20 protein-coding genes are annotated in these 22,936 nt (G+C 73.2%); 7 read left to right on the top strand and 13 right to left on the bottom strand.

The genetic code is table 11. From position 1 onward, the window contains the following. Positions 1-91: 91 nt before the first annotated feature. From Cco03nite_RS13265 to kdpF, 4 genes are read right to left on the bottom strand one after another with little or no spacing between them, the layout of a single operon-like run. Complete coding sequence (locus tag Cco03nite_RS13265; RefSeq protein ID WP_203692345.1) at positions 92-973, bottom strand: potassium-transporting ATPase subunit C; 882 nt, start codon at positions 971-973, stop codon at positions 92-94. Next, positions 973-3,132: a potassium-transporting ATPase subunit KdpB gene (kdpB, locus tag Cco03nite_RS13270; protein ID WP_203692346.1), complete on the bottom strand. Its 2,160-nt coding sequence runs from the start codon at positions 3,130-3,132 to the stop codon at positions 973-975. The genes Cco03nite_RS13265 and kdpB overlap by 1 nt, the downstream gene beginning before the upstream one ends. A 31-nt stretch (positions 3,133-3,163) precedes the next feature. Then, positions 3,164-4,834 (bottom strand): potassium-transporting ATPase subunit KdpA, encoded by a 1,671-nt coding sequence (gene kdpA / locus Cco03nite_RS13275; RefSeq protein ID WP_203692347.1) that lies wholly within the window; start codon positions 4,832-4,834, stop codon positions 3,164-3,166. A 24-nt stretch (positions 4,835-4,858) separates the two neighbouring features. Further along, on the bottom strand, positions 4,859-4,945 hold the full coding sequence (gene kdpF / locus Cco03nite_RS43140; protein ID WP_120315222.1) for a K(+)-transporting ATPase subunit F: 87 nt from the start codon (positions 4,943-4,945) through the stop codon (positions 4,859-4,861). 492 nt (positions 4,946-5,437) lie between these two features. Here kdpF and Cco03nite_RS13285 point away from each other — a divergent pair, with 492 nt between their 5' ends. From Cco03nite_RS13285 to Cco03nite_RS13295, 3 genes are read left to right on the top strand one after another with little or no spacing between them, the layout of a single operon-like run. Further along, on the top strand, positions 5,438-5,839 hold the full coding sequence (locus Cco03nite_RS13285; RefSeq protein WP_203692348.1) for a GntR family transcriptional regulator: 402 nt from the start codon (positions 5,438-5,440) through the stop codon (positions 5,837-5,839). Next, complete coding sequence (locus Cco03nite_RS13290; RefSeq protein WP_203692349.1) at positions 5,836-6,801, top strand: ABC transporter ATP-binding protein; 966 nt, start codon at positions 5,836-5,838, stop codon at positions 6,799-6,801. The genes Cco03nite_RS13285 and Cco03nite_RS13290 overlap by 4 nt, the downstream gene beginning before the upstream one ends. 2 nt (positions 6,802-6,803) lie before the next feature. Continuing rightward, complete coding sequence (locus tag Cco03nite_RS13295) at positions 6,804-7,787, top strand: ABC transporter permease (protein ID WP_203692350.1); 984 nt, start codon at positions 6,804-6,806, stop codon at positions 7,785-7,787. Between the two features lie 38 nt (positions 7,788-7,825). On the opposite strand, the gene Cco03nite_RS13300 is transcribed toward Cco03nite_RS13295, so the two are convergent. After that, entirely contained in the window at positions 7,826-9,787 is a 1,962-nt protein-coding gene (locus tag Cco03nite_RS13300; RefSeq protein WP_203692351.1) for a PASTA domain-containing protein, read from the bottom strand. 250 nt (positions 9,788-10,037) lie between these two features. Between Cco03nite_RS13300 and Cco03nite_RS13305 the strand changes: the two genes are divergently transcribed. Continuing rightward, positions 10,038-11,645 carry an ABC-F family ATP-binding cassette domain-containing protein gene (locus Cco03nite_RS13305; protein ID WP_203692352.1) on the top strand — a complete coding sequence of 536 codons (1,608 nt, stop codon included), beginning with the start codon at positions 10,038-10,040 and terminating at the stop codon, positions 11,643-11,645. A 42-nt stretch (positions 11,646-11,687) separates the two neighbouring features. Here Cco03nite_RS13305 and Cco03nite_RS13310 read toward each other — a convergent pair whose 3' ends face one another. Continuing rightward, positions 11,688-12,356: a response regulator transcription factor gene (locus Cco03nite_RS13310; protein WP_203692353.1), complete on the bottom strand. Its 669-nt coding sequence runs from the start codon at positions 12,354-12,356 to the stop codon at positions 11,688-11,690. Positions 12,357-12,408: 52 nt separating this feature from the next. After that, entirely contained in the window at positions 12,409-13,578 is a 1,170-nt protein-coding gene (locus Cco03nite_RS13315) for a sensor histidine kinase (RefSeq protein WP_239167346.1), read from the bottom strand. Between the two features lie 110 nt (positions 13,579-13,688). Between Cco03nite_RS13315 and Cco03nite_RS13320 the strand changes: the two genes are divergently transcribed. Next, the gene (locus Cco03nite_RS13320) at positions 13,689-15,236 is read left to right on the top strand and encodes a DUF1349 domain-containing protein (protein WP_203692355.1); all 1,548 of its coding nucleotides are present in this window, start codon (positions 13,689-13,691) and stop codon (positions 15,234-15,236) included. A gap of 67 nt (positions 15,237-15,303) precedes the next feature. Here the strand turns inward: Cco03nite_RS13320 and Cco03nite_RS13325 are convergent, their stop codons facing one another. Next, positions 15,304-16,566: an erythromycin esterase family protein gene (locus Cco03nite_RS13325; protein WP_203692356.1), complete on the bottom strand. Its 1,263-nt coding sequence runs from the start codon at positions 16,564-16,566 to the stop codon at positions 15,304-15,306. A 119-nt stretch (positions 16,567-16,685) separates the two neighbouring features. Here Cco03nite_RS13325 and Cco03nite_RS13330 point away from each other — a divergent pair, with 119 nt between their 5' ends. Next, positions 16,686-17,423, top strand: a complete 738-nt coding sequence (locus tag Cco03nite_RS13330; protein ID WP_239167347.1) for a TioE family transcriptional regulator — start codon at positions 16,686-16,688, stop codon at positions 17,421-17,423. Here Cco03nite_RS13330 and Cco03nite_RS13335 read toward each other — a convergent pair. The 5 genes from Cco03nite_RS13335 to Cco03nite_RS13355 all read right to left on the bottom strand — a co-directional run bounded on the left by Cco03nite_RS13335 (position 17,410) and on the right by Cco03nite_RS13355 (position 21,643). After that, positions 17,410-18,111, bottom strand: coding sequence for a class I SAM-dependent methyltransferase (locus tag Cco03nite_RS13335; protein ID WP_203692358.1), 702 nt, complete (start codon positions 18,109-18,111; stop codon positions 17,410-17,412). The genes Cco03nite_RS13330 and Cco03nite_RS13335 overlap by 14 nt on opposite strands. 62 nt (positions 18,112-18,173) lie before the next feature. After that, positions 18,174-18,629 carry a hypothetical protein gene (locus Cco03nite_RS13340; RefSeq protein WP_203692359.1) on the bottom strand — a complete coding sequence of 152 codons (456 nt, stop codon included), beginning with the start codon at positions 18,627-18,629 and terminating at the stop codon, positions 18,174-18,176. 240 nt (positions 18,630-18,869) lie between these two features. Then, on the bottom strand, positions 18,870-19,583 hold the full coding sequence (locus Cco03nite_RS13345; protein WP_239167348.1) for a M23 family metallopeptidase: 714 nt from the start codon (positions 19,581-19,583) through the stop codon (positions 18,870-18,872). Between the two features lie 43 nt (positions 19,584-19,626). Beyond that, positions 19,627-21,084 carry a nitrilase-related carbon-nitrogen hydrolase gene (locus Cco03nite_RS13350; protein ID WP_203692360.1) on the bottom strand — a complete coding sequence of 486 codons (1,458 nt, stop codon included), beginning with the start codon at positions 21,082-21,084 and terminating at the stop codon, positions 19,627-19,629. Continuing rightward, positions 21,068-21,643 (bottom strand): TetR/AcrR family transcriptional regulator, encoded by a 576-nt coding sequence (locus Cco03nite_RS13355; protein ID WP_203692361.1) that lies wholly within the window; start codon positions 21,641-21,643, stop codon positions 21,068-21,070. The genes Cco03nite_RS13350 and Cco03nite_RS13355 overlap by 17 nt, the downstream gene beginning before the upstream one ends. Before the next feature lie 89 nt (positions 21,644-21,732). Between Cco03nite_RS13355 and Cco03nite_RS13360 the strand changes: the two genes are divergently transcribed. Beyond that, complete coding sequence (locus Cco03nite_RS13360; protein ID WP_203692362.1) at positions 21,733-22,908, top strand: DUF6891 domain-containing protein; 1,176 nt, start codon at positions 21,733-21,735, stop codon at positions 22,906-22,908. Positions 22,909-22,936 lie beyond the last annotated feature (28 nt).

Raw genomic sequence — 22,936 nt, forward strand, 5'->3', positions numbered from 1 at the left:
CCCTCACCCTACCGCCCAAGCCCTCCCCCTCCCGAAGGAAAGGAAGGGCACCTTCTACACGGACGTCCGTTAACAAGGTGCCCTTCCTTCGTTACAGGCGGTCGAGGGCCAGGTTCAGCTCGAGGACGTTGACGGCGGGGTCGCCCATGAAGCCCAGGGCGCGGCCGTCGGTGTGCTCGCCGATCAGGGCGTCGACCTTGCCGACGGGCAGGCCGCGGGCGGAGGCGACGCGTTTCGCCTGGAGCTGGGCGTACTCGACGCTGATGTGCGGGTCGAGGCTGCTGCCGCTGGCGGTGACCGCGTCGGCCGGGACCGGCGACGTCTCGGGCGCATCGCCCCGCACGGGGACGAGCACGCCCTTGCTGTAGTCCTCGCCGAACCGGCCGCATTCCACGGCCACGCCCTCGTAGACGGGCAGGAACGGAGTGGCGGGGCAGGCCTGGTTGACGCTGACCGCGCGGGTGACCTTGCCGGACAGGCCGCCGGTGTAGAAGACGCGCAGGACCGCGCCGACGCCGTCGGACGTGCAGTACGGCCGGGCGCCGCTGACGCCCTCCAGGTCGCCGACGGCCTTGCTGCGGGCGCAGACCTGGGTGAGCAGGGCCTGCTTGCTGCCGTCGCCGTCTTCGGAGTTCGGGTCGAGGGCCGGGTCGCCGAGGGTGTCCTCGATGCTCTCCGGGCCGAGGTTGGACGCGGCGGTGGCGTCGGGGTCGTACCCGGACGCCGAGGGGCGGCTCTGGAAGTACTTCGGCACCGGGTTGCCGTCGGCGTCGGTGAACGACTGGCCGATCAGCGAGCTGCCGACGGGCTTGCCGTTCACCTGGACGACCGAGCCGTCCGCCTTGTCCTTCAGGCCCGGGAGCTGGGCGAGGCCGGTGATGACGAGCGGGTAGGCCAGGCCGAGCAGCACCGTGAAGAAGACCAGCGCGCGTACGGCGGCCAGGTGCTGGGAGATCCAACTGGGAGTGCGCATCACGAGATCCCTGGAATGAGCGAGATGACCATGTCGATGATCTTGATACCGATGAAGGGTGCGACGATGCCGCCGAGACCGTAGATCCACAGGTTGCGGGTCAGCAGCTTGCTCGCGCTGGACGGCGTGTAGCGCACGCCGCGCAGCGACAGCGGGATCAGCGCGATGATGATCAGCGCGTTGAAGACGACCGCGGACAGGATCGCGGACTCCGGGCTGGACAGCCGCATGATGTTGAGCGTGTCCAGGCTCGGGTACACCACCGCGAACATCGCCGGGATGATCGCGAAGTACTTCGCGATGTCGTTGGCGATCGAGAACGTGGTCAGCGCGCCCCGGGTGATCAGCAACTGCTTGCCGATCTCGACGATCTCGATCAGCTTGGTCGGGTCGCTGTCGAGGTCGACCATGTTGCCGGCCTCCTTGGCGGCCGACGTGCCGGTGTTCATGGCCACGCCCACGTCGGCCTGGGCCAGGGCCGGGGCGTCGTTGGTGCCGTCGCCGGTCATCGCGACCAGGCGGCCGCCCTCCTGCTCCTTGCGGATCAGGGCGAGCTTGTCCTCCGGCGTCGCCTCGGCCAGGAAGTCGTCCACCCCGGCCTCGTCGGCGATCGCCTTGGCGGTCAGCGGGTTGTCACCCGTGATCATGATGGTGCGGATGCCCATCCGGCGCATCTCGTCGAAGCGCTCGCGCATCCCGGACTTCACGACGTCCTTGAGGTGGATCACGCCGAGCGCCCGGGCCGGCTGCCCGGCGGCCAGCTCGGCCACCACCAGCGGCGTGCCGCCCTGACCGGAGATCGCGTCCACCGCGGGGCCGACGTCGTCGGACGGGTGACCGCCGTTGTCGCGCACCCACTTCATGACCGCCGAGGCCGCGCCCTTGCGGATCTGCCGGACCTCGCCGTTCTCGGCGAGGTCGACCCCGGACATGCGGGTCTGGGCGGTGAACGGGATGAAGGTGGCGTGCGGCATGAGGCCCTCCTCGCGGGCGCGCAGGCCGTACTGCTCCTTGGCCAGCACCACGATCGAGCGGCCCTCGGGCGTCTCGTCGGCGAAGCTGGCCAGCTGCGCCGCGTCGGCCAGCTGCGCCGGCGTCACCCCGGCGGCCGGCAGGAACTCCCACGCCTGGCGGTTGCCCAGGGTGATCGTGCCGGTCTTGTCCAGCAGCAGGGTGTTGACGTCACCGGCCGCCTCGACGGCGCGGCCGCTCATCGCCAGGACGTTGCGCTGCACCAGGCGATCCATGCCGGCGATGCCGATCGCCGACAGCAGCGCCCCGATCGTCGTCGGGATCAGGCACACCAGCAGCGAGACCAGCACGATGCCGCTGATGCCGGCCGGGCCGAACGAGGCCGTGTCCGGGGCGGCGCCCTGCCAGGCCTTGGCGTAGATCGCCATCGGCTGCAGCGTGACCACCGCCAGCAGGAAGATGATCGTCAGCGCGGCCAGCAGGATGTTGAGCGCGATCTCGTTCGGGGTCTTCTGCCGGTTCGCGCCCTCGACCAGGCCGATCATCCGGTCGATGAAGCTCTCCCCCGGCTTCTGCGTGATGCGCACGACGATCCGGTCGGACAGCACCTTCGTGCCGCCGGTCACCGCGCTGCGGTCCCCGCCGGACTCGCGGATGACCGGGGCCGACTCGCCGGTGATCGCCGACTCGTCGACGCTGGCGATGCCCTCGACGACGTCGCCGTCACCGGGGATGACCTGACCGGCCTCGACGACCACGACGTCGCCCTGGGCCAGCGCGGACGCCGCGACGGACTCCTCGCGGTACTGCGTCGCCGCGGCTCCCTCGGACCAGCCGATCAGGCGGCGGGCCATGGTGTCCTTCTTGGCGTTGCGCAGCGTCGCGGCCTGGGCCTTGCCGCGGCCCTCGGCCACCGCCTCGGCCAGGTTGGCGAACAGCACCGTCAGCCACAGCCAGACCGTGATCGCCCAGGAGAACCAGGACGGCTGGGTGATCGCCAGCAGCGTGGTGAACACCGCGCCGACCTCGACGATCAGCATGACCGGGTTGCGCCACAGCGTCGCCGGGTTCAGCTTGCGCAGCGCGTCGGGCAGCGACTTCCACAGCTGCTTCGGGTCGAGCAGCCCGCCGCCGACCTTGCGCGCCTCGCGGCGCGGGTTCGGGGTTGCCACCGATGTGACAGTCATCTCTGTTCCTTGTCTGTTTCTGCGGCCGGGCTCACAGGCCCTCGGCCAGCGGGCCGAGCGCGAGTGCGGGCAGGAAGGTGAGGGCCACCAGGATCACCACGACGCCGACGACCATGCCGATGAACAGCGGCTTGTGCGTGGGCAGCGTGCCCGCCGAGGCCGGCACCGGGGCCTGCCTGGCCAGCGAGCCGGCCAGGCCGAGCACGAAGATCAGCGGCAGGAACCGGCCCAGCAGCATGGCCAGCCCGAGCGCGGTGTCCCACCACGGCGTGTTGACCGTGATGCCGGCGAAGGCCGAGCCGTTGTTGTTCGCGGCGGAGGTGAACGCGTACACGACCTCGGAGAAGCCGTGCGGCCCGACGTTGAGCTGGGTGCTCCAGTTGCCCGTCGCCATCGCCGCGGCGACGCCGATCAGCACCAGCGCGGGGGTGATCAGGAAGTACATCGAGGCGAACTTGATCTCGCGGGCACCGATCTTCTTGCCCAGGTACTCGGGGGTGCGGCCGACCATCAGCCCGGCCACGAACACCGTGATCACCGCGATGATCAGCATCCCGTACAGGCCGGAGCCGACACCGCCGGGCGCGACCTCGCCGAGCATCATGTTGACGATCGGCATCATGCCGCCGAGCGCGGTGTACGAGTCGTGGAACGAGTTGACGGCTCCGGTCGAGGTCAGCGTCGTCGCCGCGGCGAACGTCGCCGAGTTCGAGACGCCGAAGCGCACGTCCTTGCCCTCCAGCGCCGCGCCGACCGCCTGCGGGACGGTGCCGGCGTGCTGCAGCTCGAACACGTTGGTCAGCGCGACGCCGGCGACGGCGATGATCGCCATGACGGCCAGGATCGCGTACCCCTGCCGGTTGTCCTTGACCATCCGGCCGAAGACCCGCGGCAGCGCGAACGGGATCACCGTCAGCAGGAAGATCTCCAGCCAGTCCGTCCACGCGTTCGGGTTCTCGAACGGGTGCGCCGAGTTGACGTTGTAGAAGCCGCCGCCGTTGGTGCCCAGCTCCTTGATCGCCTCCTGGGAGGCCACCGGCCCGCCCGTGAGGTGCTGCTGCGCACCGGTCAGGGTGGTCGCCGCGGTGCCGTCGGTCAGGTTCTGCACCACGCCGCCGACGATCAGCAGCACGGCCGCGACCGCGGCGATCGGCAGCAGGATGCGCAGCGTGATGCGGGTCAGGTCGACCCAGAAGTTGCCCAGCCGCTCGCTCTTGCGCCGGGCGAAGCCGCGCACCAGCGCCACCGCCACCGCGATGCCCACCGCCGCGGAGACGAAGTTCTGCACCGCCAGGCCGGCCATCTGCACCAGGTGCGTCATCGTCGACTCACCGGAGTACGCCTGCCAGTTGGTGTTGGTGACGAAGCTGACCGCGGTGTTCCAGGCCAGGTGCGGGAACACCCGCTCGTCGATCGACGCCGCGAAGTCCGGGACCCTGAAGACCAGGTCCTGCAGGCGCAGGAAGGCGTACAGGCCCAGGATCGAGACCAGCGAGAAGGCCAGGACGCTGCGGGCGTACACACCCCAGGACTGCTCCGCGTCCGGGTCGACGCCGAGCGCCCGGTAGATGCCGCGCTCGACGCGGCCGTGCCGCTCGGCCGCCACCACCCGGAACAGGTAGTCACCGAGGTAGCGGTAGGCCACCGCCAGCGCGGCGAGGAGCGAGAGGATGAAGATCACTCCCGCGGTTGTCGTGCTCATCTGAGGACAGCTCTTTTCGGGAGTTCAGAACTTCTCGGGGAACAGCAGGGCGAAGACCAGGAAGACCGCCAGCGCGCAGGCGATCACCAGGCCGACCAGATTGGCGGTCACAGCCGCTCCACTCCTCGCACGACGAGGGCGAGCACTGCGAACAGGCCCACCGTGAGCAGCACGTAAGCCAGGTCAGCCACCGTGCGCCTCCTTAACCAATTGATGCCGTTTGTCGGTTATGTTCGTCCGCCGGAGGGGTGCCCGGAGGGGAACGGAGTAATCGAACTCCCGAAAACGGCTCGCATAGGCGTTCTTGACGCCATCGCTACGAGCGGCACGGCATTCTTGACGCGCCTTTGACAGCGCTGTGACCTGCACCGCCGCGGCACCGTCGCGCACGGCTCCACCGTCGTGAAACCGGCGTACACGAACAGGCACGCCCGCCGCGACCGCGCGGACGGAGGTCGGGGCGGGCATGCCGTCGGCTACTTCAGCCGCGCGTCGCCGCGGCTCCCCGAGGCCCCCGGCAACCGATCCTCGGGCTTGCGCCCCATGATCTCCTGTGTACTATCGCACTAGTACACTAGTAGACACGTCTCGCGAGGTGGTGCCGTGTTCGCCTTCCGTCTTGACTCCCGGTCCGGGGTGCCGACCTACCTGCAACTCGTCGAGCAGGTGCGGCGCGGGCTCCTGCTCGGCTACCTGGTCGACGGCGAGCAGCTGCCGACCGTACGCGAGGTCGCCGCGGCGCTGGTCGTCAACCCGAACACGGTCGCCAAGGCGTACCGCGAACTCGAACGCGCCGGGCTCGCCGCGCCCCGGGCCGGGCAGGGCACCTTCGTCATCGGCAACGACGACCAGGTGCCGCACGGCGTACACGTCAAGCTGGCGGCCCGGCTGCGCGCCTGGGTCCGGTCCGCCCACGAGGCCGGCCTCGCGCCCGAGCAGGTGCGCGCCCTGGTCACCACGGTGCTGGACGACGAGAACACCGCGGCCCGGACGGAGGCGGCATGACCGGCGAGTCCGCGCTGCGTTTCAGCGGGCTGGGCAAGCGCTACGGCCGGCGCGCCTGGGCACTGCGCGACTGCACCCTCGACCTGCCGCAGGGCAACGTCATCGGCCTGGTCGGCGCGAACGGCGCCGGCAAGACCACCCTGCTGCAACTGGCCATCGGCCTGCTCGAACCCACCGAGGGCACGGTGTCGATGTTCGGCCGCCCGCTGCGCATGGACTCCCCCGCCGGGCTGGCCGAGGTCGGCTTCGTGGCCCAGGACCACCCGCTCTACCGGGGCTTCAGCGTCGCCGACATGCTGCGCTACGGCCGGTCCATGAACCCCCGGTTCGACCAGGCCGGAGCCGAGCACCGGCTGCGCGAGCTGAACATCCCCACGGAGCACCGGGCCGACCGGCTCTCCGGCGGCCAGCAGGCCCAGGTCGCGCTGACCCTGGCCCTGGCCAAGCAGCCCCGCCTGCTGGTGCTCGACGAGCCGGTCGCCAGCCTCGATCCGCTGGCCCGCCGCGAGTTCATGAAGACCCTGGTCGAAGCGGTCGCCGAGACGGACCTGACGGTGCTGCTCTCCTCTCATGTGGTCACCGAGCTGGAACGGGTCTGCGACCACCTGGTGCTGCTGCATCAGGGCCGGGTGCGGCTCGCCGGTGACATCGACGAGCTGCTCGCCGGGCACCGCATCCTCACCGGCCCCCGCTGCGACGACACCGCTGGCATCGACGGCCTGGTCGCGGCGACCCACGGCACCCGGCACAGCCACCTGCTGGTCCGGCAGCCCGCCGACGTGCCCGCGCATCCCCGTTGGGAGGCCAACCCGGTCGGGCTGGAGGACGTCGTGCTGGCCTACCTGGCGCGCACCGACACCGAGCCGCCGCGACCCGCGAGCGCGCCCCCGCCGGAACCGGCCGAACCCGGCCGCCGCCTCAGCATCGTCACCGACCGGTCCGCAGACGAAAGGCAGGCCTGAGCATGCTGTGGGTCACCTGGCGCCAGCACCGTGCCGAACTGCTCGTCGCCGCGCTGCTGCTGGCCGGCGTCGCGATCCCGCTGCTGGTCACCGGCGCGGCGATGCACGCCGAGTACACCACCGACGGCGTCGCGGCCTGCGTCGCCGCCCCGGACGGCACGGGCTGCGGGCGGCTCGTCGCCGCGTTCCTCGACCGGCACAGCGAGTGGGGCAACCGGTTCATCTGGGCGACGCTGCTGCCCGCGCTGGTGGGCGTCTTCGTGGGCGCACCGCTGCTGGCCCGGGAGTTCGAGCAGGGCACCTGGCGGCTGGCGTTCACGCAGAGCGTCACCCGCACCCGCTGGCTGCTGACCCGGCTCGCCCTGGTCGGCGCGGGCGTCGCCGTGCTGGCGCTGACCCTGTCCGCACTGCTCACCTGGTGGCGCGGGCCGCTCGACGCGATCGACGGCCACCGGCTGCGTACCACCTCGTTCGTGGTCGCCGCCCCGAGCCTGGTCGCGGCGACCCTGTTCGCCTTCGCGGTCGGCGTGCTGGCCGGGGCGCTGCTGCGGCGCACCATCGCGGCCATGGGCGCCACGCTCGCCTGCTACCTGGCGGTCCGGCTGCCGGTGGAGGAGGCGGTGCGGCCGTACCTGCTGAGCCCGCTGGTCCGGATCACCGAGCCGGGCGGCACCGCCGACACCGGCTGGCGGCCGGAGACCGAGTGGGTCGTCGCGAACGGCTGGATGGACGCCACCGGCCACCGGCTCACCGACCGGGAGGAGGTGGCGATCACCCGCGAGGTGTACGGCAACAGCGACGCCGTCTACGGCGCGGGCACCCCGATCGAGCGCTACCTGGCCGACCACGGGCTGCGCCACTACACCGAGTACCACCCCGCGGGCAGTTTCCTGCCCATGCAGCTGGTCGAGGCGGCGGCGTTCCTGGGCCTGGCCGCGGTCCTGCTGGCCGCCGCGGTCTGGATCGTGCGCCGCCGCACCGCCTGAGGCTTACCCGGCCGCCGTCACCGGCGGCCGGGTGAGCCTCAGCGCTCGCACCTGAGCACGACCCGCTGGCCCGGCTGGAGCGGGCTGCCCGGACCCGGGAACTGCCGCTCCACCCGGTACTCGCGCTTGTCCCCGCGGACCCCGCGCACCTCGACGCGCAGGCCCATCGCGGTGAGGGAGTTCTCCGCGTCCTGGCAGTTCCAGTTGCCCACGTCCGGCATCGCGCCGCCCTGCGGGTTCTTGCTCACCTGCAGCTTGACCACGCTGTTGCGCTCGACCCCGGTGCCCAGCGCCGGGGTCTGCTTGACCACGGTCTCGAAGGGCTTGTCCGAGTCGACCTGCTCGACCTCGACCCGCAGGCCCAGGTTCTCCAGAATCGACCTGGCCTCGGCCAGCGGCTTGCCCTCGACCGACGGCACGGTCACCGGGGCGCGGCCCTTGCTGACGGTCACCTTGATCTCGGCGCCGACCTCGACCTCTTCACCGGCCTTGGGCACGGTCTCCAGGACCGAGCCCTTCGGGACGAGGTCGCTGTACTTCTCGCCGGCCTTCACCGGCTTGAGCTTCAGCGGTTCGGCCTGGAGATCGACGATCGCCTGGTCCCACGGCACGCCGGACACGTCGGGCACCACGTAACGCTCGGGGCCGGCGGACAGCGTCAGGGTCACCGTGCCGCCGCTCACCACGTCCGACCCGGCCGCCGGATCCTGCACCAGCACGACGTCCTTGGGCACGTCCTCGCGGTACAGCGGCTTGGCGTAGGCGACCTCCAGGCCCATGCCGCGCAGTGTGGACTCGGCCTGCTCCTTGGTCAGGTTCGTCACCTGCGGCGTCGTGTCGTAGCGACCGAAGGCCAGGTAGTAGCCGCCGGTCAGCACCAGCAACGCCAGCACGACCGCGCCGGCCATCAGCGCCATCCGCCCCCGCGGGTCGCCCATCAGCCGCGTGTAGTGCTGCTTGGCCTGCTCCACCAGGCCCGCGAAGGACGGGGCCGACGCCGTCACGGTGCGCGTACGCGGCTCGGCGGGCTCCTCGTGCAGCCGGGCCCAGGACGGGCGGTCGGCGGGCCGGACCTGGTCGACCATCATGGTCTCCTGCGCCACCTGGCGCATCCGCGTGGTCGCGTCGGCCAGGCTGTGGCGGGCCGACTGCACCGCGGACAGCATCGCGCCCGCGTCCATGAACCGGGCGCCCGGCGCGCGGCGGGTGGCCGAGGCGACGAGGTCGTCGAGCACCGGCGGCAGCCCGCCCACGAGCTGCGAGGGCGGCGGCACCTCCCGCTCGACGTGCTGCCAGGCCACCTCGACCGGACGCTCGCCCTGGTACGGCACGCGCCCGGTGAGCAGCTCGAACAGCAGGATTCCGGCGCCGTACACGTCGCCGCGCGGGTCGACGTGGCCGTCGGACACGAACTCGGGCGCGACGTACGCGGCGCTGATCGACGGCTCCGCCCCGCCCGCCTCGACGGCGTCGGCGAGTCCGAGATCGGTCACCTTGATCACGGCTTCGCTCAGGTCCTGGCCGCCGCCGGGGGCCTCGGCCACCATGATGTTCTCCGGCTTGACCGCGCGGTGCACCAGGTTGGTGCGGTGCGCTGCGGCCAGCGCCGCCAGGACCTGCTCGGTCACCGCGAGCGCCTCGGCCGGGGCGAGCCGGCGGCGCTCGTCGAGGATGTCGCGCAGCGTGCGGCCGCGGACGAACTCGGTCACCAGGTACGGCACACCGCCGTGCACGCCCTGGCCGTAGAACGCGGCCACGTTCGGATGCGTCAGCCGGGCCAGCCCCGTCGCCTCCTCGGCGAACCGGTCCGCGTGGAAGGCCGCGGCCTGACCCCGGCGCGGCTGCGGCGGGTGGATCATCTTGATCGCTACGGTGCGGCCGAGGCGCTCGTCCACCGCGGCGTACACCGTCGTCATGCCGCCACGCGCCACGCATCCACGGATGCGGAGGCGTCCGTCGACGAGTGAGCCCAGGAGGGGATCGGCGAGCTGAGCGTCCATGGCAGCGCAGTCTAGGGCAGTAGCGGACGGCATGGCTCGCCCGCTTCCCGGACCGCGTTCGACCTGCGACAGCATCGCTGTCCTTCCGGTGGAACGGGCGCGGGCCGTCCGGTGGATCCGCGATACCGGTTTGCCGATCATCGGCGGCCGACGTATGGTCGACGGCGATGTGAGCCACTGACACCTTCCCGCGCCCGCGACCGAGGCACTGCCCGGCGGGCGGAAGAGTCGATCTTGTCGGTGGTGCTCCATGTCCTATTCCGCCCTGCTTGCCCATGATCTCGTCCGTACCCTCGGCACGCGCCGGGTGCTCGACGGCGTCTCCCTCACCGCTTCCCCCGGTCACCGGATCGGGCTGATCGGCGAGAACGGCGTCGGCAAGTCCACCCTGCTGCGGCTGCTCGCCGGGACCGACGAGCCCGACTCCGGCGCCGTCACCCGCCCCGACGACCTCGGCTTCCTGCACCAGGAGATGCCGTACGACGCCGCGGCGACGATCGCCGACGTCATCGACGACGCCCTGCGCGAGGCCCGGGCGGACCTCGCCGAACTCGACCGGCTCACCGCCGAGCTGGCCGCCGTCGCCCCGGAGTCGGACGGCTACCCCGCCCTGCTCGCCGCGTACGGCGAGCGGCTGGACCGGGCCCAGGAGCACGAGGCCTGGGACGCCGACCGGCGCGCGGAGATCGTGCTGGCCGGGCTCGGCCTGGGCGGCATCCCGCACGAGCGTCCACTCGGGTCGCTGTCCGGCGGCCAGCGCGGGCGGCTCGCGCTGGCCGCGCTGCTGGCCCGGCGGCCCTCGGCGCTGCTGCTCGACGAGCCGACCAACCACCTCGACGACGCCGCGGCGGCGTTCCTGGAGGAGCAGCTGCGCGGGCTGCCCGGGGTGGTCGTGGTGGCCAGCCACGACCGGGCGTTCCTCGACGCCGTGTGCACCGACCTGATCGACCTCGACCCGGCGGTCGACGGCCCGACCCGGTACGGCGGCGGCTACACCGCGTACCAGGCCGAGAAGCAGGCGGAGCGGGCCCGCTGGCAGCGCCGCTTCGAGCAGGAACAGGAGGAGCTCGACGAGCTGCGCCAGGCCGTGTCGGTGACCGCGCACCAGGTCGCGCCCGGACGGGCCAAGCGCGACAGCGAGAAGATGGGCTACGGCCACACCACCGGCCGGGTGCAGAACCAGATCTCGCGCCGGGTGCGCAACGCCTCCCGCCGCCTCGACGAGCTGGAACGCGAGCAGGTGCGCCGCCCGCCGGAGCCGCTGCGCTTCCGGGCGGCCCGGCTCGCCGGCACCTCGGCCGACGGCACCCTGCTGTCGCTGCGCGACGTGCACGTGCCGGGCCGGCTCGCCCTGGACCGCCTCGACCTGTCGTCCACGGACCGGCTGCTGGTCACCGGGGCCAACGGCGCGGGCAAGTCGACGCTGCTCGCGGTGCTCGCCGGGCGGCTGTCCGCGGCGGGCGAGGTGCGGCGGCGGCGCGGGCTGACCGTGGGGCTGCTGACCCAGGACAGCGTGTTCGAACGGCCCGACCGCACCGCCCGGGAGACGTACGAGCTGACACTGGGCACCGCCCGCGCCGAGGCCGTGCCGCTGGGCGACCTCGGCCTGCTCGCCCCGCGCGACCAGGGCACCCGGGTCGGCGACCTGTCGGTCGGCCAGCGCCGCCGGCTCGCCCTCGCGCTGCTGGTGGCGAACCCGCCGGAGCTGCTGCTGCTCGACGAGCCGACCAACCACCTGTCGCCGCGCCTGGCCGACGAGCTGGAGGAGGCGCTGGGCACCGGTCCGGGCGCGATCGTGGTCGCCAGCCACGACCGCTGGCTGCGCTCCCGCTGGCCGGGCCGCGAACTCCGGTTGTGACGCCTTCTCGGCGTTGCGGCGCTGATCTCCGGCGTCGCGGCTTCAATCCGGGGAGTCGGCGATGCGGTAGCCGACACCCGGGGTGGTGGTGATGATCGGTGGGCTGCCCAGTTTGCGGCGCAGCCGCCCGACGGTGACGGTGACGGTGTTGGTGAACGGGTCGGCGTGCTCGTCCCAGACCTGTTCCAGCAGGTCCTCCGTGCTCCGGAACGCCGGGCTCGCCGACAGCAGCGCTTCCAGCAGGGCGAACTCCTTCACCGACAGGTCGAGCGGCCGGCCGTCGCGGGTGGCGGTGCGGCGTACCGGGTCGAGTTCGACACCGGCGGCGCGCAGGGTCCGGGCCCGTGCCGTGGGGCGTCTGCGGGCCAGCGCGCGTACCCGCAGCACCAGCTCCGGGAAGTGGAACGGCTTGCCCAGGTAGTCGTCCGCGCCCAGGGTGAGGCCGCTGACCCGGTCGCCGGGCGCGACGGCCGCGGTCAGCATCAGCACCATGGGCCGCTCGTCCCGCTCGGTGATCATCTGGCACAGCGTGTCTCCGTGGATGCCGGGCAGGTCACGATCGAGGACGACCACCTCGTACGCGTTGACGTCCAGCTTCGCCGCGGCGGCCAGCCCGTCGTACGCCACGTCCACGGCCATGCCCTGATCCCGCAGCCCTTCGGCCACCACCTCGGCGAGCGCGCGGGCGTCCTCGACGACCAGCACCCTCACTGCGCCGCCTCCCGCTCCCCCGTCGCCGGCCGGCCGGACCACTGCCGCGCCGTCACGCCGCTACCCTCCGTGCCCGCGGCAGCGACACTGCGGCGCGCAGCCCGCCGCCCGGGCGGGCCCGCAGGTCCAGCCGCCCGCCATGCGCCTCGGCGACGGCCGCGACGATGGAGAGCCCGAGGCCGGAGCCGTCGTCGGAGCCGACGCGGTCCGCGCCGAGGCGCTGGAACGGCGAGGCGAGCCGGTCGACCTGCGCCTGCTCCAGCACCGGCCCGCCGGATTCCACGACCAGGCCGACCGTCCCGTCGTCGGCGGTGACCGCAACCCGCAGCCAGCCGCCGTCCTCGTTGTGCAGCACCGCGTTGTCGACGAGGTTCTGCGCCATCCGGGCCAGCAGCGTGCCGTTGCCCTCGGTCCAGGCCTGCGGCGTGATGCCGGCGGTGACGGCGGTCAGTCGCCGGGCCTCGACGTCGGCGGCGCGGGCGGCCAGCGCCCGGCCGGCCAGGTCACCGAGCGCCACCGGGGCCTGGTCGGCGAGCGCCCCGTGCTGCGCGCGGGCCAGCATGAGCAGGCCGTCGAGCAGCCGGTCCACCCGGTCGAGTTCGGTGCGCACACGCCCGGCGAGCGCGGTGGTCTGCGCGGGCAGCGGCCCCGGCTTGGCCTCGGCGACATCCAGCGACGCGCGCATGGTGGCCAGCGGAGTGCGCAGCTCGTGCGAGGCGTTCGCGACGAAGCGGCGCTGCGCGGCGAACGACGCCTCCAGCCTGGCCAGCAGCCCGTCCACGGTGTCCGCGAGGTCCTTGACCTCGTCGGCGGGCCCGGTCACCGCGAGCCGCTCGTGCAGGTTCTCCGCGGAGATCCGGCGGGTGGCCGCGGTGATCGTGCGTAGCGGGCGCAGCACCCGGCCCGAGATCAGCCTGCCCAGCAGCAGCGATACCAGTCCCATCACCACCAGGGCTATCAGCGAGCCGACCAGGAGCCGCCGGGACTGGAACGCCTCGGCGTCCTCCAGCCGGGTCTGCAGGTCACGGATCTGCTGCTGGGCCGCAGCCAGGTCGGGCTGCTGCGGGGACGGGAACTGCCCGGGGGCGACCTGGGTGTTCTTGCCCGCCGCCAGCAGGTTGGTGAGGACCAGCAGCCCGAACCCGGAGGCCAGGAACACCGACGCGTAGAGCAGGGTGAACCGCAACCCCACCGTCCTGCCCGGCCGGCGCCGCCCGCTCATCCACGCCTCCCCGCCATCGTGCCGGCCACCAGCATGCCCCGCCCGGCATAACAGCGGCATGACAGCGCCGCTTCGGCCCGTGTTACCGCGTGCTCCGTAGAACATCGGCCATGAGTACCCCCGACGAAACCACCACTCCCGGCCTGGCGGCGCTGGTCCGGGCCGAATGGCCCGCGTTCCGGTCCCGCGGCCGGATGGCCGCCCTGCTCGTGGCGGCGCTGGCCGTCATCGCCCTGGCCGTGCTGCCCGCACTCGGCAGCCGCGGCTCGTGCAGCAAGGGCCCGGTCGAGGTGCCCTGCCCGACCGACCCGCTGGGTCCCGACGGCCGGCCCGTCTCCGACCTGTTCTTCTTCGCGCACCGGCCGCTGACCGGCGACGGCAGCCTCACGGTCCGGCTGACCGCGCTGACCGGGACCATCACCTATCCCCCGCCGGACCACGACGAGATCGTCGCCGGGGTGGTGCCGTGGGCGAAGACCGGGATCATCATCAAGGACGGCCTCGGGCAGGGCTCCTCCTACGCCGCGCTGCTGATGACCGGCTCCCACGGCGTACGTTTCCAGCACGACTACACCCACGACACGGCCGGCCTGCCCGGCGGGGTCTCCCCGCAGTCGCCGCGCTGGCTGCGGTTGACCCGCACCGGCGACACGATCACCGGCGAGGAGTCGGCCGACGGCACGTCGTGGACGCCGGTCGGCACCGCCCGGCTCGCGGGGCTGCCCGCCACCGCGCAGATCGGCCTGTTCGCCGCCTCGCCGGGCGACCTGACCCTCGCGCCGGTCGGCCTCGGCGGCAGCGTCGGGCAGGTGCGGTTCACCCAGGCCGTCGGCTCGTTCGACAGCGTCACCACGACCGGCGGGGTGGCGGCCGGCCCGTGGAGCGCCGACACCGTCGGCGAGCTCGGCCACACGGACTGGGAGAAGTTCCATCGCGCGCCCGGCCTGGTCGAGGAGGGCGGCACGCTCACCGTGACCGGGTCCGGCGACATCGGCCCGGTCGGCACCGAGGGCGGCCGTACGTCCAAGGACACCCTGGTCGGCCTGTTCGTGGCGGTGCTGATCCTGATCGTGACGGCGGCCCGGTACGCGGCCCGCGCCGTCACCGGGGCCACGCCGGGTGGGCGGCGGCTGGCGGCTCGGGCGCTGGTGCTCGGCGGGGCCGTGTTCGTGAGCGGGCTCGCCGCCGTGGCGGTGGCCGTGCCGCTCGGCACGATGCTGCTGCGCGACGGCGGCCTCACGGTCGTCTCGGCCGGCCCGCTGACCGAGCTGCGGGTCGTCGTCGGGACCGCCGTGCTGCTCGCGCTCGTCGCCGTGCTCGCGCTGGCGCTCGGCGCGCTGCTGCGGCGGGCCTGGCTCGCGGTGACCGTGCTGCTGGCCGGGCTCGTGCTGCCGTACCTGCTGGTGGTGGTGCCGCTGCTGCCCGACGCCGTCGCGGACTGGCTGCTGCGGCTCACGCCGGCCGCCGGGTTCGCGGTGCTGCAGACGCTGACGGAATATCCCCAGGTCACCATGCACTACGCGCCGTACGCCGGTTACTTCCCGCTGCCCTGGTGGGCCGGGCTCGCGGTGACCGGCGCGTTCGCCGCCCTGGCGCTCGGTCTCGCGCTGCGCCGCGCACCACGCCGGCCCGAGACGACACCGGTCGACTGGCGCTGACCCTGACCACCGGATGGGAAGGGCACCTTCTACAACGCATGGCGATGTGAAGGTGCCCTTCCTTTCGTCAAGGTTTGTCGGTGGGGACGTCGCGGAGGAAGAGGATGCCGTCGCTGTCGGCTATGTGGGCCGGGTCGCGGGGGAAGAAGCCGTGGTCGTCGGTGTTGTCGGACCGGCGTACGGGGGCCAGGTCGGCGGTGCGCAGGGCGGTGGCCAGGCGGCGGCCGGCCAGCAGGTAGGGGTCGTCCGGGAGTGTCGACAGGACGCCCTCGAGCGTGTCGGCCGCCGGTGCGCCGAGGCCGCGGTGGTGGATCGCGCCCACGGCCGTGGCCACGAAGGCGTAGCGGTCGCCGAGTTCGGCGGCGGCGATCGCGCCCGCGGTCCACCAGATCAGTGCCTGGTCGAGGTAGTCCGACCGCCAGTGGCCCTCCTCGCGCTGCAGGTGCGCGTTGTGCGCGAACACCAGCGTGGGGCCCCGGTCGGCCTCCCGCGCGGCGATCCCGAGCAGGTTCTCGGCCATCATCGTGTCCCGAGTGACCATGAGCCGGGCGTAGCGCGACGGGGAGGCGGCCGCCATGACCGCGTGGTATCGCAGCAGCCCCGAGGCCGCGCGCGCGTGCAGCCGGGCGCGCCACCTGTCGGCCTCGGGGGCGGTGGCGAGCAGCCGCGGGGCCTGCGCCATGAGCAGGGCCCGCAGGTCGTCGGCGAGCAGGCGCAGCCGCACCGCCTCCGGCGACGAGCCGACCGAGCGGGACGGGTCCATCGCCGCCGCCTCGTCGGTCCACCGGTCGTCGGCACCGGCCAGGTCGTCGATCAGAGCGGCGTCGTCCGGGAGCTGCCCCGCATCGCCCCAGGCCGTCAGGTGGTCGCGGACCTCGGTGAGGGAGTGGCGCGGGCTCTGCGCGTACATCATCTCGGTCGGGGCGTCGAAGCCGTAGAAGCGCAGCCGGTCGCCGTCCGGGCGGCCCTGGTTGTACTCGCGCATCCAGGCGACCAGTTCCCGGTTGCCCGCGAACGCGCCCCAGCCGTGGCTTATCCCGCGTGCCATAACGTCGTCGAGCGAACCGGGGCCGCCCGCGACGTACTCGTCCACGACGAGCCCGGCCAGGCAGTCGCTCTCCAGCGCGATCGAGCGGTAGCCCTCGTGCTCCACGAGGTGGCGCAGCAGCCGGTTGCGTACCCGCAGGAACAGTTCCTCGCCGTGGATCGGCTCGCCGAGGCCGAGCAGCCGCGGCCGCACCGGCAGCGTGTCGAGCAGCCGGGTCACGGCAGGCCCGGCGTCGTCGGTGAACGCCCAACCGGCGTCGGGCAGGGCGGAATGGACGGTCATCAGGTGTGATCCTCTCGACGAGTTCGACACCTTCAACCGTATCGTTGAACCGACGGTGTAAACTTCCTCGCCATATGACGCATGACCAGGCCCGAAACCCTCAAACAACGGGTCACCCCATGAACGAATCGCGGCTGCGGCCCGTCGACCTGGCCCGGGAGCAGGGGCTGTCCACCCAGGCGATCCGCAACTACGAGGAGGCGGGCATCCTCCCGCCCGCCGAACGCACCCCGTCCGGCTACCGCGTCTACACCGGACTGCACGTGTCCGCGCTGCGCGCGTTCGCGGCCCTGGCCCCGGCGCACGGCCACCAGACCGCCACAGCGATCATGCGGGCGGTCAACGAGGACGCCGTCGAGGACGCGCTGGCCGTCATTGACGACAGCCACCTGCAACTGCGCGACGACCGGCGCACCCTGATCGCCGTCGAGCAGGCGCTACGGGACCTGACCGGCGCCGAACCCGTGGTGTCCCGGGCGGCGGGCACCTTCGTCGGGCCGCTCGCCCGGCAGCTCGGGATCAAACCCGCGACGCTGCGCAAATGGGAGCGCGCGGGGGTGGTCCGCCCGGCGCGCGACCGGGCGACCGGCTACCGCGTCTACACGCCCGCCGACGTACGCGACGCCCGGCTGGCGCACCAGCTCCGGCGCGGCGGCTACCTGCTCGAACACATCGCGCCCCTGCTGGACCAGGTGCGGGCGGCCGGCGGCGTCGCGCCGCTGGAGGCGATGCTGGCGGACTGGCGCGACCGGCTCGCCTGGCGTGCCCGCGCGATGCTGTCCGGCGCCGCCGCGCTGGACGCCTACCTGAGCGAACGCGCCACGACCAGGCCGTCACCCGGCCTCAGGCGGGCATGAGGATCAGCCACGCGAAGCCGAGCACGCCGCGGTAGCCGCCGAGATACTCCTCGCGCCGCCGGTCGGCGAAGGCGCGGGCCTGCGGCGTGCCCACGTGCTCGATCCCGGCGCGCCAGTCGGACTCGAAGTCGTCCCACTCGGCGAGCGTCGACTCGGCGACGTGCAGCGGCCGGAATCCGGCGTCCACGGCCAGCCGCGCGAGCCCGGCCAGGTCAGGCAGGTCCCCGAACGCCTCGCGGACCTCGTCGGTGGGCACGGTGCGGTAGAAGCCCTCGCCGAACAGCAGCCGCCCGCCGGCCCTCGTGAGCCGGTGCAGCGCGGCGAGCGCCGGCGCCGTCCCGTCCCAGATGTGGCTGCCGCCGACGTTGACGACGACGTCCGCGGGCCGCGTCCAGGTCGTCGCGTCGGCGGTGTGGAAGGTGACCTGATCGAGGTCCGTGGTCGCCGCGCGGGCGCGGTCGGCGATCGCGGGGTCGTACTCCACCCCGTCGCCCGCGATGCCGTGCGCCCGGCACAGCCGCCGGAGCAGCTCGCCGCTGCCGCAGCCCAGATCCAGCGCGCGCCGGTCGGCACCGGCCGGAGCCAGCCGCCGGACGAGATCCGCCGCCCGCTCCTCGCCCAGCGGCGCGTTGAAGACGAGGTTGGCGGCGGCCGCGGCGAACAGCGGCTTGAGATCCTGCTCGGTCACCCGCCCACCGTATCGGCCCGCCAGGGCGAGGCCGGGGCAGGTTCGGACCGGATGTCCGGGCCTCAGCTCTGCGGGGTCGGGCACACCTCCGACCAGCCGACGGTGCCGTGCCGATCGGCGTGGGTCGCGTTGTTGAACACCAGGCTCAGCGTCGACCCGTCTGCCGTGGCGGCCAGGACGCCGTTCCAGCCGTCCCGGGGACCACCCGGGACCTGCTGCACGATCATCGGCTCGCGGTCACGGCGTACGACCATGCCTTCGCTCTCCAGGACCTCGGCGACCTGCGCCTCGGGCGCCGCGAGCCGCAGCTCGACGCTGAGGTGCCAGGGCTCCTCCGTCCCGCCCGCGTACTTGCAGGTGTCGGTCACCGCGGCCGTGATCCCGGCCGCCGCCAGCGGGTCGAGGTACGCCTCGACCAGCGTCTCCTCCACCGCACGGACGTCGCGGTCGGCACCGCAGCCTGCGACCAGCCCGGCGGCCAGCAGCACCGTGCCGAGCCTGATCCAGGAACCTGCCATGAGCTGCCCTTCCGCCGGTCGCGCCGCGATCCCGGCGCGAGCCGCACAGTACCGGGACCGCGCCAACGCCCGTCCTCGTCGTGGCCGTGGTGTCGGCTCTGCTCGGCGCGTCGGCGTGTTCGTCGCAGCATGCTGCGTGCCACCCGGGCCGAACTGGAGGCGCTGCGGACCGGTCGGCCGAGTTGAGGACACGATGGCGCTGCCGGGATCAGGTGATCCCGGCAGCGCCGTCGCGACCGTTCAGGCGGTGGGCAGCGGCGCGATGACCGCGCCTTCGCCCGGCATCCCGGTCTGTCTGATCGAGAACGCCGCCGCGCCGCGCGGCCGTTCCCGGAAGTGCCGGAAGGTCATCGGCACGCCGCGGGCGACGGACAGGTCGGCGCTGTCCATGACCTGCAGGTGCACGTGCGGCTGGGTGGAGTTGCCGGAGTTGCCGCATTCGGCGAGCTGCTGCCCCGCCGTCACCGGCGTGCCCGCGGCCACGCGCAGGGACCCGGCCCGCAGGTGCACCAGCGCCGCGTACGTCCCGCTCTCGCGCAGCTCGATGACCACGTGGTTGCCGGCGATCGCCCGCATGCCCTGCCGCAGCCGCCCGGCCTGGCCCAGCATGTACGGCACCAGGGCCAGTTGCGAACGCCGCCCCGCGTGATCGGGTTCCCCGTCGTGGGCTGCGACGACCACACCGTCGGCGGGTGCCAGGATCGCGCGGCCGAAGCCGAAGTAGCGCTCGGGCGGTTCGGTGGCGAGCACGGTACGCCAGTCGCGGTCGCCGGCGCTGCGGCCACGCTCGTCGACCCCGACGAAGTCGATGGCGTACCGCTCGCCCATCAGGTCGGTGCCGTGGCTGGGCACCCGGCGTGCGGGGCTGTTCCGGGCCAGCCACAGCCCGGTGAACGGCAGCGCGAGGACGACCTCCCGTCCCGCCTGCCCCGGTGGGGGCGCTCCCGCAGCCACGTCCGCCAGCCTAGGCGCACCGCGCCAGCCCGGCCGGCGGCCGTCAGCGGCGCGTCCGCCGTGGCCGGAGCACACTCCCCCCGACCAGCAGCAGGCACAGCCAAGCGAACCAGTCGCCGAACCGGGCGTACGGCGTGGCTCCCGACCCGGCCGGCACCGACACCGTCGTGGAGGTCGTTGCCGTGCCGGTGACCGCGTCGGCGACGAGCCGGCCGCGGGAGTCCGCGGCGACCAGCCTGCCGCGCCCGGCAGCCCGTACCACGGACATGCCGTTCTCCACGCCGCGCGCCAGCGCGATCCGGCTGTGCAGCCGGCCGTCCCGGTCGAAGTCGAGTGCGGGGACCAGCAGCGCGGTCGTTTCCTGCCTGGCGTAGGCCCGCGCCGGATCGGGGTGGTCGAGGTCCTTGCAGATCGCCAGACCTGTGCGCGTGCCGGGCAGCCAGGCGAGCCGGTCTCCGGCGGTGATGTGGTCCTCCCACCCGGTGACCAGGTGCTGTTTGTCGTACCGCACCGCGCCGGCGCCGCCGTACGCCATCGCGATGTTGTGCACGCCGGACCGGTCCCTGAGGGTGAGGCCGACGACGATCGTGATCCGGTCGGCCGCGGCCACGTCACCGATCCTGCGGCCGAGGTCGGCCAGCTCCGGCTCGGTCACCTTGAACACCTTCTCCGGCAGCACCAGCACGGTGGCCCCGGCGGCGCCGGCCTCGGCCGCCTCGTCCAGATAGGCCGCCAGCACCTGCTGGGCCTCGGCGGACGCGATCGGCAGCGAGTCCTCGGACTGCCGCACGTCGGCGAGCGCGACCGTCGTGCCCGGACCATCCGGTGCGTTCGCCAGGCGCAGGACGCCGTATCCAGCGACGCCGACTGTCAGGACGGCCGCCACCGGCAGCAAGCGGAGCCATGCCGTGCGAGTCGTCAGCACCGTGGCCGCGAGCGCGGGCAGCGCCGTCAGCAGGAAGCCGACGCCCCAGATCCCGGTCACCGAGACCACCTGGATCACGGGCAGCACCTCGGCCTGGGTGTAGCCGATGGCGGAGAACGAGCCGCCGGGCGAGAACAGCGACATCAGGTATTCGGCGCCGGCCCACGCGGCCGGTGCGGCGAGCGCGGCCCACCCGGGACTGCCCCGGAGCAGCAGCAGGCGGTACAGGGCGACGGCTCCGGTGAAGGCGAGCGCCTGCAGTGCCAGGAACCCGGCCACCACGGGGACCGGAACCTCCAGGGTCACCGTGTAATAGCTCCACATGTTCAGGCTTCCGGCCGCCCAGGCGAGGAACGCGGCCGTGGCCGCGGCCCGCCCGGACACCCGGCCCGCCACGGCGAACACCGGCAGCGGGGCCAGCCAGGTCAGCCACGGCACAGGTGCGAGTCCGGTGCCGAACCACACCAGCGCCGCCGATACGACGACGGCGAGTGCCACCAGCCGGCCTCCGCCGCCACGGGCCGCCTGCTCCGAAGCCGCCGTGCGCTCGGGCGCGATCTCAAGCTCGGTTGCCATCGAGCACCTTCCCGACGAGTTGGTGAACCAGCGCGCGGAAGTCCGGTTCCGGCAGGTCGATCCGGCCGCCGCGGAACAGCTGGACCAGGCCGTGGATGAGCGCGGCGACGGTCAGCGCCAGCGGCCACACGTCCTGGTCGCGCAGCACGCCCTGGCGGATGCCGCCGGTCAGCGCGTCGGCGACGAGGTTCATCGAGGGCGAGCCGCCCGCGCGGAAGTCGTCGGGCCAGCGCCGCGCGCCCTCGCGCGGATCGGTGAACACGAAGTCGTACAGGTGCGGCTGGCCGAGGGCGAAGTCGAGGTGGTCGTCCAGCAGCTCGGTCACGCGGGTGCCGAAGTCGGCGGCCGCGGGCCGGGCGGCCCAGCGTTCGGCGATCTCGGCGAAGCTCGCATCGGCGATGGTCGCCAGCAGCGCCTCGCGGTTGGCGAAGTGCCGGTAGATGGCCATCGGGGTGACTCCGGCCGCCGTCGCCACCCGCCGCATGCTCACGGCGGCAGCGCCTTCCGCGAGCAGGATCTCGCGTGCGATCTCCACCAGCCGTGCCGCAGTCGCGCTCATGTCTACACCGTAGACCTAGGTCTACGGTGTAGACAAGACCCTTCCGTGCGGGCGCCTGCGCCACGGGGCGCGCTGCTACGGTGCCGTCCGTGCAGAACGAAGAACTGGCGCGGACGGCCGCCGACCACGTACGCAGAGCGGTGGCGCGGGGCGGCTTCCCGTGTGCGGCGATCGTCGACGACACCGTGGAGTACCTGGACGGCCAGGGCGAACCCGACGACCTGCGGGCGCTGGCCTGGCAGCTGGTCGGGCCGGCGTTCGCCGCGCACCTCGACGCGCAGCGGGGCTGGCCCGCGCGCACCGACAGCGATCGGCTCACCGACGCGTTCCGGGCGCTCGACGCGGCCGGGATCGTGGCGCGCGAGGACTTCACCTGCTGCCAGAACTGCGGCGTGACCGACATCGGCGACCAGGCGCACGACACCATGCCCGCCCGCGGTTACGTCTTCTACCACCAGCAGGACGCCGAGCGCTGCGCCGAGGGCGGCGGGCTGTACCTGGCGTACGGGCTCCTCGGGCAGCCCGCCACCGCGGAGATCGGCGAGGAGATCGTCGCCGCGCTGCGCGCCGAAGGCCTCCAGGTCGACTGGAGCGGGTCGCCCGGCCAGCGCATCCACGTACGCGTGGACTGGGCACGCCGCCGGCACGGCCGGATGGCCGCATACGCCCCGTACGACCCGGCCGAGCCGGAACTCGCCGTGCACGCCGCCAAGGGCCGGCGGCTCGCGCCGCGGATGACCGCCACGGCGCTGTCCATGCTGGAACTGCCCTGGCTGCCCCAGGGCGTGGCAGTGCGGGTCGAGGGCGACGGCGCCCCCGTGGAGCTGCGCCGCGAGCGCTCCCGCCTGTTCAGCGACGACGGCCGCAGCGTGGGCCGCTTCGACGGGCTACGGCTGCTGAACGGCGGCGACGACCCGCAGGCGCCGGACGAGCCGGGAATGCTCGAAGTGACGTACGAGAGCCAGCCGGACGGCCCGAGCGCGTTCCCCAGCGTGCCCATGGCGCTGCCCGAGGCGCTGGACGTGCTGCGCCGCCTGCCGACGCGGACGAACTCCTGGCTGTGCGCGGTGAGCGCCGCGGAAGCCGTGGTCCAGCTGCGCTGGGAGAAGGACGGGCTCTGGCTGGAGACCCCGCATCCGGAGGACGCCACCTCCACCGGCAAGTACGCGACCTACGACGAGGCGGTGCGGGTGCTGACCATCCTGGCCACCGAGGACCGGTCCGCGCTGGCCGAACTCGACGGCGCGGCCCGCCGGCCCTGGTGACGACGTGCCCGCCCACCCCCGTGGCGGG

The organism is Catellatospora coxensis (genome assembly GCF_016862635.1).
GTDB lineage: Bacteria > Actinomycetota > Actinomycetes > Mycobacteriales > Micromonosporaceae > Catellatospora > Catellatospora coxensis.

Excerpts from the sequence above, each read along its gene's own strand:
- Cco03nite_RS13265 (WP_203692345.1), bottom strand. The coding sequence starts at position 973 with ATGCGCACTCCCAGTTGGATCTCCCAGCACCTGGCCGCCGTACGCGCG.
- kdpB (WP_203692346.1), bottom strand. The coding sequence starts at position 3,132 with ATGACTGTCACATCGGTGGCAACCCCGAACCCGCGCCGCGAGGCGCGC.
- Cco03nite_RS13290 (WP_203692349.1), top strand. The coding sequence starts at position 5,836 with ATGACCGGCGAGTCCGCGCTGCGTTTCAGCGGGCTGGGCAAGCGCTAC.
- Cco03nite_RS13355 (WP_203692361.1), bottom strand. The coding sequence starts at position 21,643 with ATGAGCGCGACTGCGGCACGGCTGGTGGAGATCGCACGCGAGATCCTG.
- Cco03nite_RS13315 (WP_239167346.1), bottom strand. The coding sequence starts at position 13,578 with ATGAGCGGGCGGCGCCGGCCGGGCAGGACGGTGGGGTTGCGGTTCACC.
- Cco03nite_RS13340 (WP_203692359.1), bottom strand. The coding sequence starts at position 18,629 with ATGGCAGGTTCCTGGATCAGGCTCGGCACGGTGCTGCTGGCCGCCGGG.
- Cco03nite_RS13330 (WP_239167347.1), top strand. The coding sequence starts at position 16,686 with ATGAACGAATCGCGGCTGCGGCCCGTCGACCTGGCCCGGGAGCAGGGG.
- Cco03nite_RS13300 (WP_203692351.1), bottom strand. The coding sequence starts at position 9,787 with ATGGACGCTCAGCTCGCCGATCCCCTCCTGGGCTCACTCGTCGACGGA.
- Cco03nite_RS13305 (WP_203692352.1), top strand. The coding sequence starts at position 10,038 with ATGTCCTATTCCGCCCTGCTTGCCCATGATCTCGTCCGTACCCTCGGC.
- Cco03nite_RS13350 (WP_203692360.1), bottom strand. The coding sequence starts at position 21,084 with ATGGCAACCGAGCTTGAGATCGCGCCCGAGCGCACGGCGGCTTCGGAG.
- kdpA (WP_203692347.1), bottom strand. The coding sequence starts at position 4,834 with ATGAGCACGACAACCGCGGGAGTGATCTTCATCCTCTCGCTCCTCGCC.
- Cco03nite_RS13325 (WP_203692356.1), bottom strand. The coding sequence starts at position 16,566 with ATGACCGTCCATTCCGCCCTGCCCGACGCCGGTTGGGCGTTCACCGAC.
- Cco03nite_RS13320 (WP_203692355.1), top strand. The coding sequence starts at position 13,689 with ATGAGTACCCCCGACGAAACCACCACTCCCGGCCTGGCGGCGCTGGTC.
- Cco03nite_RS13295 (WP_203692350.1), top strand. The coding sequence starts at position 6,804 with ATGCTGTGGGTCACCTGGCGCCAGCACCGTGCCGAACTGCTCGTCGCC.